This window comes from Pseudomonas sp. SMN11, from assembly GCF_052041945.1.
GTDB lineage: Bacteria > Pseudomonadota > Gammaproteobacteria > Pseudomonadales > Pseudomonadaceae > Aquipseudomonas.
In genome coordinates this window covers 64,927-78,363 of the sequence record NZ_JBKGGW010000015.1, presented here as the reverse complement: position 1 = coordinate 78,363, position 13,437 = coordinate 64,927, and the positions used below count along the sequence as shown (strand labels likewise).

At 62.8% G+C, this 13,437-nt stretch carries 15 protein-coding genes; 5 read left to right on the top strand and 10 right to left on the bottom strand.

From position 1 onward, the window contains the following. Positions 1-60 precede the first annotated feature (60 nt). The 5 genes from ACLEJU_RS15045 to rplU all read right to left on the bottom strand — a co-directional run bounded on the left by ACLEJU_RS15045 (position 61) and on the right by rplU (position 3,751). Complete coding sequence (locus ACLEJU_RS15045; protein ID WP_435424510.1) at positions 61-522, bottom strand: CreA family protein; 462 nt, start codon at positions 520-522, stop codon at positions 61-63. Beyond that, positions 519-1,637: a glutamate 5-kinase gene (proB, locus tag ACLEJU_RS15040; protein ID WP_435424511.1), complete on the bottom strand. Its 1,119-nt coding sequence runs from the start codon at positions 1,635-1,637 to the stop codon at positions 519-521. The genes ACLEJU_RS15045 and proB overlap by 4 nt, the downstream gene beginning before the upstream one ends. Positions 1,638-1,722: 85 nt before the next feature. After that, the gene (gene cgtA, locus ACLEJU_RS15035; RefSeq protein WP_294339283.1) at positions 1,723-2,952 is read right to left on the bottom strand and encodes an Obg family GTPase CgtA; all 1,230 of its coding nucleotides are present in this window, start codon (positions 2,950-2,952) and stop codon (positions 1,723-1,725) included. A 188-nt stretch (positions 2,953-3,140) separates the two neighbouring features. Beyond that, positions 3,141-3,398, bottom strand: coding sequence for a 50S ribosomal protein L27 (gene rpmA, locus ACLEJU_RS15030; RefSeq protein WP_003247464.1), 258 nt, complete (start codon positions 3,396-3,398; stop codon positions 3,141-3,143). A 38-nt stretch (positions 3,399-3,436) separates the two neighbouring features. Next, complete coding sequence (gene rplU, locus ACLEJU_RS15025; RefSeq protein ID WP_003247466.1) at positions 3,437-3,751, bottom strand: 50S ribosomal protein L21; 315 nt, start codon at positions 3,749-3,751, stop codon at positions 3,437-3,439. A gap of 244 nt (positions 3,752-3,995) precedes the next feature. Here rplU and ACLEJU_RS15020 point away from each other — a divergent pair, with 244 nt between their 5' ends. The 3 genes from ACLEJU_RS15020 (at position 3,996) to ACLEJU_RS15010 (ending at position 5,815) form a co-directional block, all read left to right on the top strand. Next, positions 3,996-4,964 (top strand): polyprenyl synthetase family protein, encoded by a 969-nt coding sequence (locus ACLEJU_RS15020; protein WP_435424512.1) that lies wholly within the window; start codon positions 3,996-3,998, stop codon positions 4,962-4,964. Positions 4,965-5,146: 182 nt separating this feature from the next. Continuing rightward, positions 5,147-5,488, top strand: coding sequence for a zinc ribbon domain-containing protein YjdM (locus ACLEJU_RS15015; RefSeq protein WP_103445748.1), 342 nt, complete (start codon positions 5,147-5,149; stop codon positions 5,486-5,488). A gap of 81 nt (positions 5,489-5,569) precedes the next feature. Then, positions 5,570-5,815 (top strand): PA4570 family protein, encoded by a 246-nt coding sequence (locus ACLEJU_RS15010; protein ID WP_060512530.1) that lies wholly within the window; start codon positions 5,570-5,572, stop codon positions 5,813-5,815. Between the two features lie 129 nt (positions 5,816-5,944). On the opposite strand, the gene ACLEJU_RS15005 is transcribed toward ACLEJU_RS15010, so the two are convergent. The 5 genes from ACLEJU_RS15005 to ACLEJU_RS14985 form a co-directional block, all read right to left on the bottom strand. Continuing rightward, positions 5,945-6,562, bottom strand: a complete 618-nt coding sequence (locus ACLEJU_RS15005) for an FKBP-type peptidyl-prolyl cis-trans isomerase (protein WP_435424513.1) — start codon at positions 6,560-6,562, stop codon at positions 5,945-5,947. An 85-nt stretch (positions 6,563-6,647) separates the two neighbouring features. Next, positions 6,648-6,953 carry a DUF6482 family protein gene (locus ACLEJU_RS15000; RefSeq protein ID WP_435424514.1) on the bottom strand — a complete coding sequence of 102 codons (306 nt, stop codon included), beginning with the start codon at positions 6,951-6,953 and terminating at the stop codon, positions 6,648-6,650. Between the two features lie 239 nt (positions 6,954-7,192). Then, positions 7,193-7,681 carry a TIGR00645 family protein gene (locus ACLEJU_RS14995; protein WP_003247486.1) on the bottom strand — a complete coding sequence of 163 codons (489 nt, stop codon included), beginning with the start codon at positions 7,679-7,681 and terminating at the stop codon, positions 7,193-7,195. Positions 7,682-7,789: 108 nt separating this feature from the next. Continuing rightward, on the bottom strand, positions 7,790-8,128 hold the full coding sequence (locus ACLEJU_RS14990) for a PA4575 family protein (RefSeq protein ID WP_027918263.1): 339 nt from the start codon (positions 8,126-8,128) through the stop codon (positions 7,790-7,792). 163 nt (positions 8,129-8,291) lie between these two features. Further along, positions 8,292-10,730 carry a Lon protease family protein gene (locus ACLEJU_RS14985; RefSeq protein ID WP_435424515.1) on the bottom strand — a complete coding sequence of 813 codons (2,439 nt, stop codon included), beginning with the start codon at positions 10,728-10,730 and terminating at the stop codon, positions 8,292-8,294. 253 nt (positions 10,731-10,983) lie between these two features. Between ACLEJU_RS14985 and ACLEJU_RS14980 the strand changes: the two genes are divergently transcribed. Continuing rightward, positions 10,984-11,472 carry a DUF3015 domain-containing protein gene (locus ACLEJU_RS14980; RefSeq protein WP_054887210.1) on the top strand — a complete coding sequence of 163 codons (489 nt, stop codon included), beginning with the start codon at positions 10,984-10,986 and terminating at the stop codon, positions 11,470-11,472. Between the two features lie 75 nt (positions 11,473-11,547). Continuing rightward, positions 11,548-13,401: an Lnb N-terminal periplasmic domain-containing protein gene (locus ACLEJU_RS14975; protein WP_435424516.1), complete on the top strand. Its 1,854-nt coding sequence runs from the start codon at positions 11,548-11,550 to the stop codon at positions 13,399-13,401. Positions 13,402-13,437: the final 36 nt, after the last annotated feature.

Here is a 13,437-nt window from a genome sequence, read left to right as displayed (position 1 = left end):
GGGAATGCTTGTAGGAGTGGATTTATCCGCGATTGGAGGCCGAAGGCCTCCCCTTGGACATCAATGATTCCAAGGTAGAATCGGGATTGCGGTCACCGCATTCTGCGGGCTGCCTTCGATCATGCGGTCGCTGTACACCAGATACACCAGGGTATTGCGCTTCTTGTCGAGGAAGCGCACCACCTGCATGGTCTTGAACACCAGCGAGGTGCGCTCCTTGAACACCTCCTCACCGTCCTTCAATTCACCCTTGAAGTTGATCGGCCCGACCTGACGGCAGGCAATCGAAGCCTCCGCCCGATCTTCCGCCAACCCCAAACCACCCTTCACGCCGCCCGTTTTGGCCCGCGACAGGTAGCAGGTCACTCCTTCGACCTTAGGGTCATCGAACGCCTCGACCACGATGCGATCGTTCGGCCCGAGGAACTTGAATACTGTGGACACCTGGCCGATCTCCTCGGCCCCGGCCAGCATCGGCAGGGCAACGACGGCCAGGGCAAGCGCCCGCTTGAGCAGCTTCATACCAGCACCAGGTTGTCGCGGTGCACCAGCTCCGGCTCGGCGATATAGCCCAGCACGGTCTCGATCTGATCGGACGGCTGGCCGATGATCTTCTGCGCCTCCAGCGCGCTGTAGTTGGCCAGGCCACGGGCCACCTCGACGCCATCCGGTCCGACGCAGACCACCATCTCGCCACGGCGGAAGCTGCCCTGCACGGTCTTCACGCCGACCGGCAGCAGGCTCTTGTTCGCCTCACGCAGCGCCTGCACGGCGCCCGCGTCGAGCACCAGGGTGCCGCGAGTCTGCAGGTGGCCAGCCAGCCACTGCTTGCGTGCCGCCAGCATGCCGCGTTCGGGCGACAGCAGCGTGCCCAGGCGCTCACCGGCCTTCAGGCGGTCCAGCACACGCTCGATGCGGCCACCGATGATGATCGTGTGGGCGCCGGAACGGGCTGCCAGGCGTGCAGCGCGCAGCTTGGTCTGCATGCCGCCGCGGCCCAGGGCACCGCCGGTACCACCAGCCACGGCATCCAGCGACGGGTCGTCGGCGCGGGCTTCGTAAATCAGCTGGGCCTCGGGGTTGTTGCGCGGGTCGGCATCGAACATGCCGTCGCGGTCGGTGAGGATCACCAGCAGGTCGGCTTCCACCAGGTTGGCCACCAGCGCGGCCAGGGTGTCGTTGTCGCCAAAGCGGATCTCGTCGGTGACCACGGTGTCGTTCTCGTTGATCACCGGCACTACCCCCAGGTCAACCAGGGTGCGCAGGGTGCTCCGGGCATTCAGGTAACGCTTGCGGTCGGACAGGTCATCGTGGGTCAGGAGGATCTGCGCGGTGTGCTTGCCATGCTCGCCGAAGCTCGTTTCCCAGGCCTGCACCAGGCGCATCTGGCCGATCGAGGCAGCCGCCTGCAACTCGTTCATCGCACTCGGTCGGGAAGTCCAGCCCAGCTGGCTCATGCCGGCAGCCACGGCCCCGGAGGAGACCAGTACCAACTCCACGCCTGCTTCACGCAGCGCGACCATCTGCTCGACCCATACGGCCATGGCGCCGCGGTCGAGGCCCTTGCCATCGGCGGTCAGCAGGGCACTGCCAATCTTCACGACCCAGCGCTTGGCGCCCGTCACCTTGCTTCGCATCTTCTTCCAACCTATGTCGAATCTGTAGATACCGTGGATACAAAAACGCCGCTCCTGAGAGCGGCGTTTAGTGTACTGCAACCGATCAGTCGCGCACGTAAATGATTTCCGGGCCGTCTTCGTCGTCCTCGAAATCATCATCCCAGCCATCGTCGTCGTCGCCGATGTCGTGCACGCTCTTGACGCCGGTGCGACGCAGGGTACGGGCGTCGTCCAGGGCCTGCAGCTGGGCGCGGGCTTCGTCTTCGATGCGCTGGTCGAGGTCGGCCAGCTCTTCGGCGTAGGCCGGGTCGTTGGCCAGGCGGTCGGCGCGGTCTTCGAGGTAGCGCATCAGGTCGTGGCTGAGCTTGTCGGTGCCCTGCTTGGAGATGGCCGAGATCACGTAGACCGGGCCTTCCCATTCCAGGCGGTCGATCACTTCCTGCACGCGCTCATCGCGCTCGTCGTCCATGACCATGTCCGACTTGTTCAGCACCAGCCAGCGCTCGCGCTCGGCCAGGGACGGGCTGAAGCGGGTCAGCTCGTTGACGATCACTTCGGCGGCATCGGCCGGGCTGCTTTCGTCCAGCGGCGCAATGTCGACCAGGTGCAGCAGCACGCGGGTACGCGCCAGGTGCTTGAGGAAGCGGATGCCCAGGCCGGCACCGTCGGAGGCGCCTTCGATCAGGCCGGGGATGTCGGCGATGACGAAGCTCTTCCAGCGGTCGACGCTGACCACGCCCAGGTTGGGTACCAGGGTGGTGAACGGGTAGTCGGCGACTTTCGGCTTGGCGGCCGAGACCGAACGGATGAAGGTGCTCTTACCCGCGTTCGGCAGGCCCAGCAGGCCAACATCGGCCAGTACCTTCATTTCCATCTTCAGGTCGCGCTGGTCACCCGGCTTGCCTGGGGTGGTCTGGCGCGGCGCACGGTTGGTGCTGGACTTGAAGCGGGTATTACCCAGGCCGTGCCAACCGCCCTGGGCGACCATCAGCTTCTGGCCAGGGGTGATCAGGTCACCAATCACTTCCTGGGTCGAGGCGTCGATCACGGTGGTGCCGACCGGCACGCGCAGGAACAGGTCATCGCCCTTCTTGCCGGTGCAGTCGGTGCTGCCACCGTTGGAGCCGCGCTGGGCTTCGTGGTGACGGGTGTAGCGGTAGTCGACCAAGGTGTTGAGGTTTTCGTCGGCAACCATGTACACCGAACCACCATCACCACCGTCACCGCCGTTTGGGCCGCCGTTCTCGATGAACTTCTCGCGACGGAAGCTCATGCAACCGTTACCGCCGTCACCGGCTTTGACCCGAATGGATACTTCGTCAACAAACTTCATTGAAAACCGCCTCTCGCCTGCGGGCGAGTTGAATACTGAAAAACCTGAGGCTCTTGCAAAAATGAGCGCGGCGGCCCCGTACGACCGTAGAAACCCACGCCGGCAGCCCAAACAAACAGCTTTGCAAGAGGCTCACCACAAACGAAAAAGCCCCGTCGCATGACGGGGCTTCTGGAGCGACGTCGCGATTAAGCGGCGACGATGCTCACGTAACGGCGCATGAACTCGCCTTTCTTCTCGAACTTGATCACGCCTTCGATCTTGGCGAACAAGGTGTGATCCTTGCCCATGCCAACGCCGTAGCCAGCGTGGAATTCGGTGCCGCGCTGACGGACGATGATGTTGCCTGGCTTGATAACCTGGCCGCCATACATCTTCACGCCAAGGCGTTTAGATTCTGAGTCGCGACCGTTACGAGTACTACCACCAGCCTTCTTGTGAGCCATGGTTCAATTCTCCAAATAAATTCAGGGGACCGAGGCGATTAAGCCTGGATACCGGTGATTTTGATCTCGGTGAACCACTGGCGGTGGCCCATACGCTTCATGTGGTGCTTACGACGACGGAACTTGATGATGCGAACCTTGTCGTGACGGCCTTGCGAAACGACTTCGGCAACCACTTTAGCGCCGGCGACGACTGGTGCGCCGATGGTGACTTCTTCACCGTTGGCAACCAGCAGGACGCGATCGAAGGTCACGGATTCGCCAGTGGCGACTTCCAGTTTTTCGATCTTGAGGAATTCACCTTCAGCGACTTTGTACTGCTTGCCGCCGGTAACGATTACTGCGTAAGACATGGTATTTCTCCGATAATCCTGCTCACCCAGCGCTTTATATGATGAGTATTGGCTGGCATGGCTGCATGGGGCTGGAACGGCCCTGTGCAATTGCGTAAGGCAGGTGCTGCCCAGGAAGTTAGGGTGCGCGATTGTACGCAACCCCGCTTTTGCTTGCAAGTCCCGCCCCCGGCCCGTGGGCACCGCGCCTTGACACACCGGGACCCGCGACCTAGCATGCCGCGCAACCTCACTGGAGCAGCCGATGCAACCCCAAACCTTCTACCGCGCGGTAGCTGAAGATTTCAGCGCCGTCGACGAGATCATCAAGAAGCAGCTGACCTCGCGCGTGCCGCTGGTATCGAAGATCGGCGACTATATCACGTCCGCCGGTGGCAAGCGCCTGCGTCCGCTGCTGGTCCTGCTGTGCGGCAAGGCCCTGGGCCGTGAAGGCGCCGACCTGCGTTTGCTGGCCGCGACCATCGAGTTCCTGCACACCGCCACCCTGCTGCACGACGACGTGGTCGACATGTCCGGCATGCGCCGTGGCCGCTCCACCGCCAACGCCCTGTGGGGCAACGCACCGAGCGTGCTGGTGGGCGACTTCCTCTATTCGCGTTCGTTCGAGATGATGGTCGAGCTGGGCTCGATGCCGGTCATGCAGATCCTGTCCAAGGCCACCCGGGTGATCGCCGAAGGCGAAGTGCTGCAACTGTCGCGGGTACGCGACGCCAGCACCACCGAAGAGGTGTACATGGACGTCATCCGCGGCAAGACCGCCATGCTGTTCGAAGCCTCGACCCACAGCGCCGCGGCACTGGCCGAAGCCAGCGAAGCGCAGCGCGAAGCCCTGCGCACCTTCGGTGACCACCTGGGCGTGGCCTTCCAGCTGGTCGACGACCTGCTCGACTACGAAGGCGATGCCGAAGCCTTGGGCAAGAACGTCGGCGACGACCTGGCCGAAGGCAAGCCGACCCTGCCGCTGATCTACACCATGCGTGAAGGCACACCGGAGCAGGCTGCACTGGTGCGCAAGGCGATCCAGAAGGGTGGACTGGAAGACCTGGAACAGATTCGCGAGGCCGTCGAGGCTTCGGGTGCACTGAAGTACACCGCCGAGCTGGCGCGTGATTACGTCAAGCGTGCCATCGAGTGCCTGGAAGTGCTGCCAGCCAGCGAATACCGGGATGCGCTGGTCGAACTGAGCGAGTTTGCGGTCGCGCGTACCCACTGACAGACCGAGTCGCCTTCTTCGCGGGCAAGCCCGCTCCCACAGGGAATAGTGCAGCCCTTGAGGTAGCACGATCCCTGTGGGAGTCGGGCTTGCCCGCGATGCATTTGTACGGGCAGAACACTTCGCCAGCAAAACCTTATATAATATGGGCCTTTAACCGTCTGTCTGTTTAAGGAACCGAAGTGAGCACGCTGCCACCCTGCCCCAAATGCAACTCCGAATACACCTACGAGGATGGCACCCAGCTGATTTGCCCCGAGTGCGCCCACGAGTGGTCGGCCAGCGGCGAAGCCGAAGCGGCCAGCGATGACGTGGTGAAGAAGGATTCGGTCGGCAACATCCTGCAGGACGGCGACACCGTTACCGTGATCAAGGACCTCAAGGTCAAGGGCTCGTCCCTGGTGGTCAAGGTCGGTACCAAGGTCAAGAACATCCGCCTGTGCGATGGCGACCACGACATCGACTGCAAGATTGACGGCATCGGCGCCATGAAGCTGAAGTCGGAATTCGTGCGTAAGGTCTGATTACAAATTCAGGCAATTGGCGCTTGCTATTCTGATAATAAGAATTATTCTCATTGGAACCGCTTTCCAAGGAGAATAGCCATGACTTATCTGATCGACGCCTGGCTGGACCGCCCCCACCCCTATCTGCGCATCCTCCATCGGGAAACCGGTGAGGTGTGCGCAGTGCTCGAAGAAGAAGCACTGGACGAGCTGCGCGACCAGGGTGACCTGGATCTGTACGGGCTGAATTCGAGTGAGCCTGTGGTGCTCAAGGAGCTGGTGCGGAACCTGTTTCTGTTCTGCTATGCACGGGCCTTGCGCCCAGGGGGAACAGACTGGAATTGAGACTGGCCAGGCCGGCCTCTTCGCGGGGCAAGCCCGCTCCTACAGGGTCTGCGCAGCCTTTGAGGTTGGCGCAGATCCTGTAGGAGCGGGCTTGTTCCGCGAATGGGCCGCAAAGCGGCCCCAAAGGCATTACAGAACGTCGAGCAGCTCGACGTCGAACACCAGGGTGCTGTGCGGCGGGATGCTGCCAACGCCTTGGGCGCCGTAGGCCAGCTCGCTCGGCACGTACAGGCGCCATTTGCTGCCGGCGTTCATCAGCTGCAGGGCTTCGGTCCAGCCAGCGATCACGCCGCCAACCGGGAATTCAGCCGGCTGACCACGGTCGTAGGAGCTGTCGAACACGGTGCCGTCGATCAGGGTGCCGTGGTAGTGGGTGCGCACGTTGCTTTCGCGGGTCGGCTTGGCGCCTTCACCGGCGGTCAGCACCTCGAATTGCAGGCCCGAAGCCAGGGTGGTGATGCCGTCGCGCTTGGCGTTTTCGACCAGGAATTCCTTGCCAGCGGCAGCGGCGGCTTCAGCCTTGGCAGCAGCTTCGGCTTGCATCACGTCACGGATGACCTTGAAGCTGGCCGACAGGTCGGCTTCGCTGACACGGCTCTCGGCGCCGCTGAAAGCGTCGGTCAGGCCGGCCAGGATGGCTTCCAGGCTCACGCCTGGTGGCGGGTTGTCGCGCAGCTGGCCGCCCAGTTGACGGCCGATGCCGTAGCTGACGCGCGTTTCGTCGGTGGACAGGTTGAGTTCGGACATTGTCGTGCTCCACTGCAGGGCGCAGTGCAGCCGCGCCCTTGATGAAAAGGGCGAGCAGCCTAGCACACAAGGCCGGCGCGAGCAGCTACCAGGCCGAACGCTGGGAAATCGGCACCTTCAGGTCTTCTTCCGGGTGCGTGCCCATGCCGCACATTTCGTCCTGCACCGACCAGTGCACGAGGTTCATCGACACCATCGGAATGGTCTGCAGCAACTTGCGCGCATCCTCCACCGAGCGCACGCGCAAGCGCTCACCGCGGGTATCGGACAGGGGATGGGGATGGCCTTTGACCCGGGCCTCGATCAGGTAGTCGCCGCCTTCGATGGCAATCAGGTTCAGTTCGTCGACATGGCCAGCCCTGGCCTCGGAGTTGAGCTGATGCAGGTTCATGAGAGCACCTCGCTTTGGGAACCACGCATGAGTGCTCATTTTTTGTACGAATCGGGGGATTGCACAAGGCATTACTGACGCCGCTCGTCAGTTGGCTTCGATCCTTTGTGGGAGCGGGCTTGTGTCGCGAAAGGGCCGCAGAGCGGCCCCGGCAATTTCAGCTTGAGGGCAGAAAGCCTGGGGCCGCTGCGCAGCCCTTTCGCGACGCAAGGCCGCTCCCACACTGACAGCGCCAGCTGTTAGTGCTTGGTCAGCTTGTCCAGGTAGCCCATGCAGAAGGCCGAGACCACGAAGGTCATGTGGATGATCACGTACCACATCAGGTAGTCGGTGGAGATGTTCTGCGCATCCATGAACACCCGCAGCAGGTGGATGGAAGAAATCGCCACGATCGAAGCGGCTACCTTCATTTTCAACGACGAAGAGTCCATCTTGCCCAGCCAGTTGAGCTTTTCCTTGCTCTCATCGATGTCCAGCTGCGACACGAAGTTCTCGTAGCCGGAAATCATCACCATCACCAGCAGGCCGCCCACCAGCGACATGTCGATCAGCGACAGGATGACCAGGATCAGGTCGGCTTCACTGAGGGCGAAAACGTTGGGCAGGACGTGGACAACTTCCTGGAAGAATTTCAGCGCCAGGGCCAGCAGGCCGAGGGACAGGCCGAAGTAGATGGGAGCGAGCAGCCAGCGCGAGGCATACATCGCGTTTTCGAGAATACGTTCCATGGAGGGTTTGGGACTCGTCAGGTGACTGGAAAATCGGCCGCGAGTATAGCCAGCCACCTGTGACAGCAAAAGCCTGCGGCCAGATGCCGCACCGCTGAGTGTGTATGCTCAGGTTTCAGGGTGGAACTGGTAATCCCCCAGGTTCCGGCAGCGTTCGCCGTTGATCCGCCGCAGCTGAGCCTGCAGGTGCAGGCACCAGATCTGAGGGTCGTCGGCCACCTGATACCCATGCAGGGTCAGGCTGTCGACAATGGCGCTGAGCACGGATTCGGCCACCATCGGCCCGTGGAAGGGCCCCTGTGCCTTGATCGCCGAGGGTTGCTCACCGGCCATGCCGGCAGCGAACAGCAAGGTCCACATACCGTTGTCGCCGGCCAGCGGACGAATGCTGCATTCAATGCGGGTCACCAGGCCCAGGCACTGGCGAGTAAGGCTGAGGTTGCGCATGGCCGCGTTCCCCTCGAATGAGCCCTGTTCAGCCTGAAAACCCAGGCTGTTTCCATCCTGAACCCTGATACCGTCCTTAAGTTCCAGCATAGAAGAACAGCACAGAAAGATGGAAAACCGGCGCTGAACGGTAGCACATGGCCGCCAGCGCCGATTTATTGACTCAGGCCGGTTTGGCCTGGGCAATCACCTCTTCCAGGCGTTCCTTTTCTGCCTTCTCGATTTCTTCTTCGCTGATCATCTCGGCAATCTCGCGCAGACGCTCGACCACCCGGGCGTTGACGCTGCCTTCGGTGAACTGGCCCTTGTCGTCCAGCTCCCCGGCCTCCTCGCCCACCAGCAGGCTCAGCGCCTCGTCGGCCTGGCTCACGGCATAGACGTGGAACATGCCGTTCTCCACCGCCTGCAGCACGCGCTCGTCGAGCATCAGCGTGGCAACGTTGGCACGCGGGATGATCACCCCCTGCTCGCCGGTCAGGCCACGCGCCTCGCAGAGGCGGAAGAAGCCTTCGATCTTCTCGTTGACCCCACCCACCGCCTGCACTTCACCGAACTGGTTGATCGAGCCGGTGATGGCGAAGCACTGCTTGAGCGGCGTGCGCGACAAGGCCGAGATCAGCGTGCAGGCTTCACCCAACGAGGCACTGTCACCATCGACATAGCCGTAGGACTGCTCCAGGGCGATGCTCGCAGAAATCGCCAAGGGGAATTCCTGGGCATAGCGACTGCCCAGGTACCCGGTGAGGATCATCACCCCTTTGGAGTGGATCGGCTGGCCGAGGTTGACCTCGCGCTCGATGTCGACAATGCCGCTGCCGCCGGGGTAGACGGTGGCGGAAATGCGCGCCGGCATGCCGAACGCCGAGTCGCCGACTTCCAGCACGGTCAGGCCGTTGCACTTGCCGATGGCCGCACCTTCGCTGTCGATCAGGATGATGCCGGCGAGCATGTCGTCGAGCACCCGCTGCGAGACACGCCCAGTGCGGGTGGCCTTGGCCTTGAGCGCACGCTCGATGTGCCCGGCATCGGTCATCTCGTCGCTGGCCAGCTGACGGATGAAATCAGCCTCGCTGACCAGCTGGAACAGGTCACCGATACGTGCCGACAGGCGCGACTGGTTTTCCGCCAGACGGGCGCTGTAGGTGGCAAGGCGCGCCACAGCATCGCTGGTCAGCGGCGCCATGCCTTCTTCGTTGGTGCGGGTGCGCAGCAGCTGGGCGAACTGCTCGAGGTTCTCATCGACCATCGGCATGTCTTCGTCGAAGTCGACCAGCACACGGAACATCTCCTGGAAGTCCGGATCGTGGTCTTGCAGCGCGTAATACAGCTGGCGCGAACCGATGATCACCAGCTTGATGTTCAGCGGGATCATCTGCGGCGTCAGACTGACCGTGGCGACACGGCCCAGCTCGCCCAGTGGCGACTCCATCTTCAGCTTGCGCGATTGCAGGGCGCGCTTGAGGGCGTCCCAGACGAAAGGCTCGCCCAGCATCTTCTCGGCTTCGAGAATCAGGAAGCCGCCGTTGGCGCGGTGCAGCGCGCCCGGGCGCAGCTGCCGGTACGAGGTGTACAGTGCCCCTTGGTCGGTGCTGTATTCGATGCGGCCGAACAGGTTGTCGTAGGTCGGGTGCGGCTCGAACACCACCGGTGCGCCACCGTCAGCGTGGTGACCGACCACCAGGCTCGGCGCGTATTGCTCCTCGAGCAGCTTGCGCGCAGCGGCGTCGGTCTTGCTGTCTTCAACCAGCTGCTCGACCACGGTACGCAGCAGGTTCAGCTGCACAGACTGCAGGTAGGCGCAGACGGCCGCGTTCTCGGCGTACTTTTCCGACAGCGGCGCCAGCAGCGGCTGCAGGGCCAGGGTGATGGTTTCTTCGTTGAGCTGGCGCAGTTGGTTGTTCGACTCGCGTTTCCATTGCGGCAGGCTGGCCAGCTCCTCGTTGAGGCGCTCCTCGAGCAGCGCGATGTCCTCGTGGAACTGCTCGCGGATTTCTTCGGGCAACTGGGCAAATTCGGCCTCGTCCAGTGCCTTGCCGTCGGCCATCGGGGTGAAGGCGACGTTGCTGGCATCGCGGTACAGGGCCACGTCCTTTTCCAGCGATGCACGCTCGATCACATCCAGCGCACGGTCATAACGCTGGTTGAAGGCGCGGTCGATGGCGCCCTTCTTCTGCTGGTACGAAGGGTGCTCGAACACCGCCGGGAAGGTCGCCAGCAGGTTGTCGATCAACCCGCCCATGTCGCTGATGAACTCGGCCGCGCTGCCGGAGGGCAGCTCCAGTGCGCGGGGCTCGCGGGTGTCGTCGAAGTGGTTGACGTAGAGCCAGTCGGCTGGGGTCTGCTGGCGCTTGCCCTCGGCTTTGAGGTAGCGCTTGACGAACGAGAAGCGGCCGGTGCCCGGCTCGCCCATCACATACACGTTGTAACCAGGGCGCGGCATGGCCACGCCGAACTGCAGGGCCTCGACAGCACGCTCCTGGCCCAGGACTCCGCGAAACGGCTCCAGATCGTCGGTATTGGTAAAGGCAAACTGCTCGGGGGAGAAACGCCGGGTCAGGGCTTCAGGCGCGAGACGCAGGCGCGCAGCGACAGGATCGGGCATTGGGTTTCCTTACTTCGGCGGGGCAGATACGCAGCATTCTGGCGCTGCCCGCGCGCGCCTTGCAAGGCTCCACAGGACTTTATGTCGCAGCCGGGACGCTGTCATGTCCGAGCAAATTTTTCGCAATCAACGACGCAACCTTTAGAACATGCCTAAACTCCAAGCTGCGCGGGTGGGTGAAATGCTTTCCCGACCTGGCAACCGCGTTGCCAGACAAACCCTGACCCTTGGTTAAGACAAAGAGAACAATGCTATGAAACGGATTCTTCTGGGTACTCTGTTCACCGTGGTCTCGCTGAACGCCCTGGCCGAAGCGCCGGGCGGCCCGAACTGCGGCTGGGGCAACATGCTGTTCGAAGGCCAGCGCGGTACGCCAGCGCACTTCCTGGCCTCCACCACCAACGGCACCTCCGGTAACGCCACCTTCGGCATGACCTCGGGCACCAACGGCTGCTCGACCAAAGCTTCGCTGACCTACGGCGGCAAATCCTGGTTTGCCATGAATGGCATGATGAACGAGCTGTCCGAAGACATGGCCATGGGCCAGGGCGAAGCCCTGACCACCTACGCCGTGGTTCTGGGCGTCGCGCCGGAAGATCGCGGCTACTTCGCCTCGGTCACCCACCAGCACTTCAACCAGATCTTCAGCAGCGCCGACGTGACTGCCGAAACTGTCCACAGCAACACCCTGGCCGTTCTGAAGAACGACCCACGCCTGGCCAAATACGCCACCGAGGCCTGAGTGCAGCTGCTCCCGCCCCGGCCTCCGGGGCGGGTTTCGCCTTTTTTCGGCATCGTTAAGAAGTAGTTGCCCGACATGCTCAAACGCCTCGCTTCCCTGGCGCTGTGTGCCTGCGCCCCCGTTCATGCCATGCCCGTGCTGGACCCAGGCCGTATCCAGCAACTGGCCAACACCCCTTACTGGATTGCCCTGGGCCACTATGAAACCGCCAAGCTCGGCGGCTGGCGCAGCTATGTGGACGACGACGCCTTCTTCCTCGCCGAGGACGGCGCGCACCACCCGGACCAGGAGCTCAAGGCCACGGTCGAAGCGCTGTACGCCCCGGCCAGCCTGGGTGACAAGCACGCCCAGTGCGTATTCCCCGCACGCACCCGCTGGCTGCGTGAACAGCTCGACCTGCAAAGCCTGCCGCAACCGGACTGCCAGGAGTTCAAGACCTGGTACAAGTCGATCGACCCGCACAGTGCGGCGTTGATCTTCCCGGCTGCCTACCTGAACAGCCCTTCGTCGATGTTCGGCCATACCCTGCTGCGCATCGACCAGTCCAACACCCGCAGCGACGACACCACGCTGCTGAGCTATGCAATCAATTTCGGTGCTTACATCGAAGGCAGTGACAACAGCATCCTGTATGCCTGGAAGGGCCTGATGGGCGGCTACCCGGGCCTGTTCGCGCTGATGCCCTACCAGGAAAAGCTCTCCGAATACCGCAGCCTGGAGAACCGCGACCTGTGGGAGTACCAGCTGGACCTGACGCCAGAGGAAACCGGGCGCATGGTCGAGCACGTCTGGGAACTGAAGCAGATCCAGTTCGATTACTTCTTCTTCGACGAAAACTGCTCCTACCGCCTGCTGGAGTTGCTGCAGGTAGCCCGGCCAAGCCTGGACCTGACCTCGCAGTTCCCGCTGACCGCCATCCCCACCGATACGGTGAAGGCGGTGAAGCAATCGGGCCTGGTCGCCAGCGAGACTTACCGCCCGTCACGCGAACGCGAGCTGCTGGCCAGGGCCGAGCCACTGGACCATGACGAGAAGCGCCAGGTGCTGGCCGTCAGTGCCGATACCACACAGCTGCAAAGCCCCGATTTCAAAGCCCTGCCCCGCGAGCGCCAGGCGCTGGTGCAGGATGCCGCATACCGCCTGGAGCGCTACCGGGCCAATGGCCAGGAGCGTGACCCTGGGCAGGCCAAGCGCAGTTTCGAGCTGCTGCGGGCGATCAACAGCAACCCGCCGCCGCCCTTGCAGATCGAGCGGCCCGGCCTGCCCGAGGACGGCCATGACTCGCGGACCTGGCAACTGGGCGTCGGTACCCGAGAGGACCGCGCCTACGCCGAATACGGCCTGCGCATGGCCTACCACGACCTCAATGACAATGCCTATGGCTTCCCGCTGGGAGCGCAGATCGAGATCCTGCAGCTCAAGGTGCGCCAGTACGAAGGCAACGACTGGCAGGTGCAGCGCCTGGACCTGGCCACCATCCGCTCGCTGACGCCGCGCAACGAGCTGCTCAAGCCTTGGTCCTGGCAAGTGGCCGGTGGCCTGGAGCGGGTGCCGGGCAAGCATGACGACGAGGTGCTGGTGAGCCATGTGAATGGCGGTGCCGGTGGCACCTGGCAACTGGCCGATGGCTTGCTGGGCTTCGCCTTGGGCACGGTGCGGGTCGAGCACCACAACGACTTCGCCCAGTTCGTCGCCCCGGCGACAGGGTTCAATGGTGGGCTGCTGTGGCGCAACGGGCTGGGCAACATGACGCTGGAGGCCAAAGGCGATTACTTCACAAATGGCGAGGTGCGGCGCAGTGTGAGCTTGAACCAGCAGTGGGAGATCAGCCAGAACCTCGGGGTGAGATTGAGTGCTTCGCGGGAGTTCAGCCACCTGGCGACGGCGCAGAACGAGGTGATGCTGGAGCTGAAGTGGTATCACTATTGACGCGGCCCTGTGGGAGCGGCCTTGTGTCGCGAAAGG

What these genes read in the sequence shown, in the direction of transcription:
- ACLEJU_RS15045 (WP_435424510.1), bottom strand. Translation starts at nt 522, where the DNA reads ATGAAGCTGCTCAAGCGGGCGCTTGCCCTGGCCGTCGTTGCCCTGCCG.
- proB (WP_435424511.1), bottom strand. Translation starts at nt 1,637, where the DNA reads ATGCGAAGCAAGGTGACGGGCGCCAAGCGCTGGGTCGTGAAGATTGGC.
- cgtA (WP_294339283.1), bottom strand. Translation starts at nt 2,952, where the DNA reads ATGAAGTTTGTTGACGAAGTATCCATTCGGGTCAAAGCCGGTGACGGC.
- rpmA (WP_003247464.1), bottom strand. Translation starts at nt 3,398, where the DNA reads ATGGCTCACAAGAAGGCTGGTGGTAGTACTCGTAACGGTCGCGACTCA.
- rplU (WP_003247466.1), bottom strand. Translation starts at nt 3,751, where the DNA reads ATGTCTTACGCAGTAATCGTTACCGGCGGCAAGCAGTACAAAGTCGCT.
- ACLEJU_RS15020 (WP_435424512.1), top strand. Translation starts at nt 3,996, where the DNA reads ATGCAACCCCAAACCTTCTACCGCGCGGTAGCTGAAGATTTCAGCGCC.
- ACLEJU_RS15010 (WP_060512530.1), top strand. Translation starts at nt 5,570, where the DNA reads ATGACTTATCTGATCGACGCCTGGCTGGACCGCCCCCACCCCTATCTG.
- ACLEJU_RS15005 (WP_435424513.1), bottom strand. Translation starts at nt 6,562, where the DNA reads ATGTCCGAACTCAACCTGTCCACCGACGAAACGCGCGTCAGCTACGGC.
- ACLEJU_RS15000 (WP_435424514.1), bottom strand. Translation starts at nt 6,953, where the DNA reads ATGAACCTGCATCAGCTCAACTCCGAGGCCAGGGCTGGCCATGTCGAC.
- ACLEJU_RS14995 (WP_003247486.1), bottom strand. Translation starts at nt 7,681, where the DNA reads ATGGAACGTATTCTCGAAAACGCGATGTATGCCTCGCGCTGGCTGCTC.
- ACLEJU_RS14990 (WP_027918263.1), bottom strand. Translation starts at nt 8,128, where the DNA reads ATGCGCAACCTCAGCCTTACTCGCCAGTGCCTGGGCCTGGTGACCCGC.
- ACLEJU_RS14985 (WP_435424515.1), bottom strand. Translation starts at nt 10,730, where the DNA reads ATGCCCGATCCTGTCGCTGCGCGCCTGCGTCTCGCGCCTGAAGCCCTG.
- ACLEJU_RS14980 (WP_054887210.1), top strand. Translation starts at nt 10,984, where the DNA reads ATGAAACGGATTCTTCTGGGTACTCTGTTCACCGTGGTCTCGCTGAAC.
- ACLEJU_RS14975 (WP_435424516.1), top strand. Translation starts at nt 11,548, where the DNA reads ATGCTCAAACGCCTCGCTTCCCTGGCGCTGTGTGCCTGCGCCCCCGTT.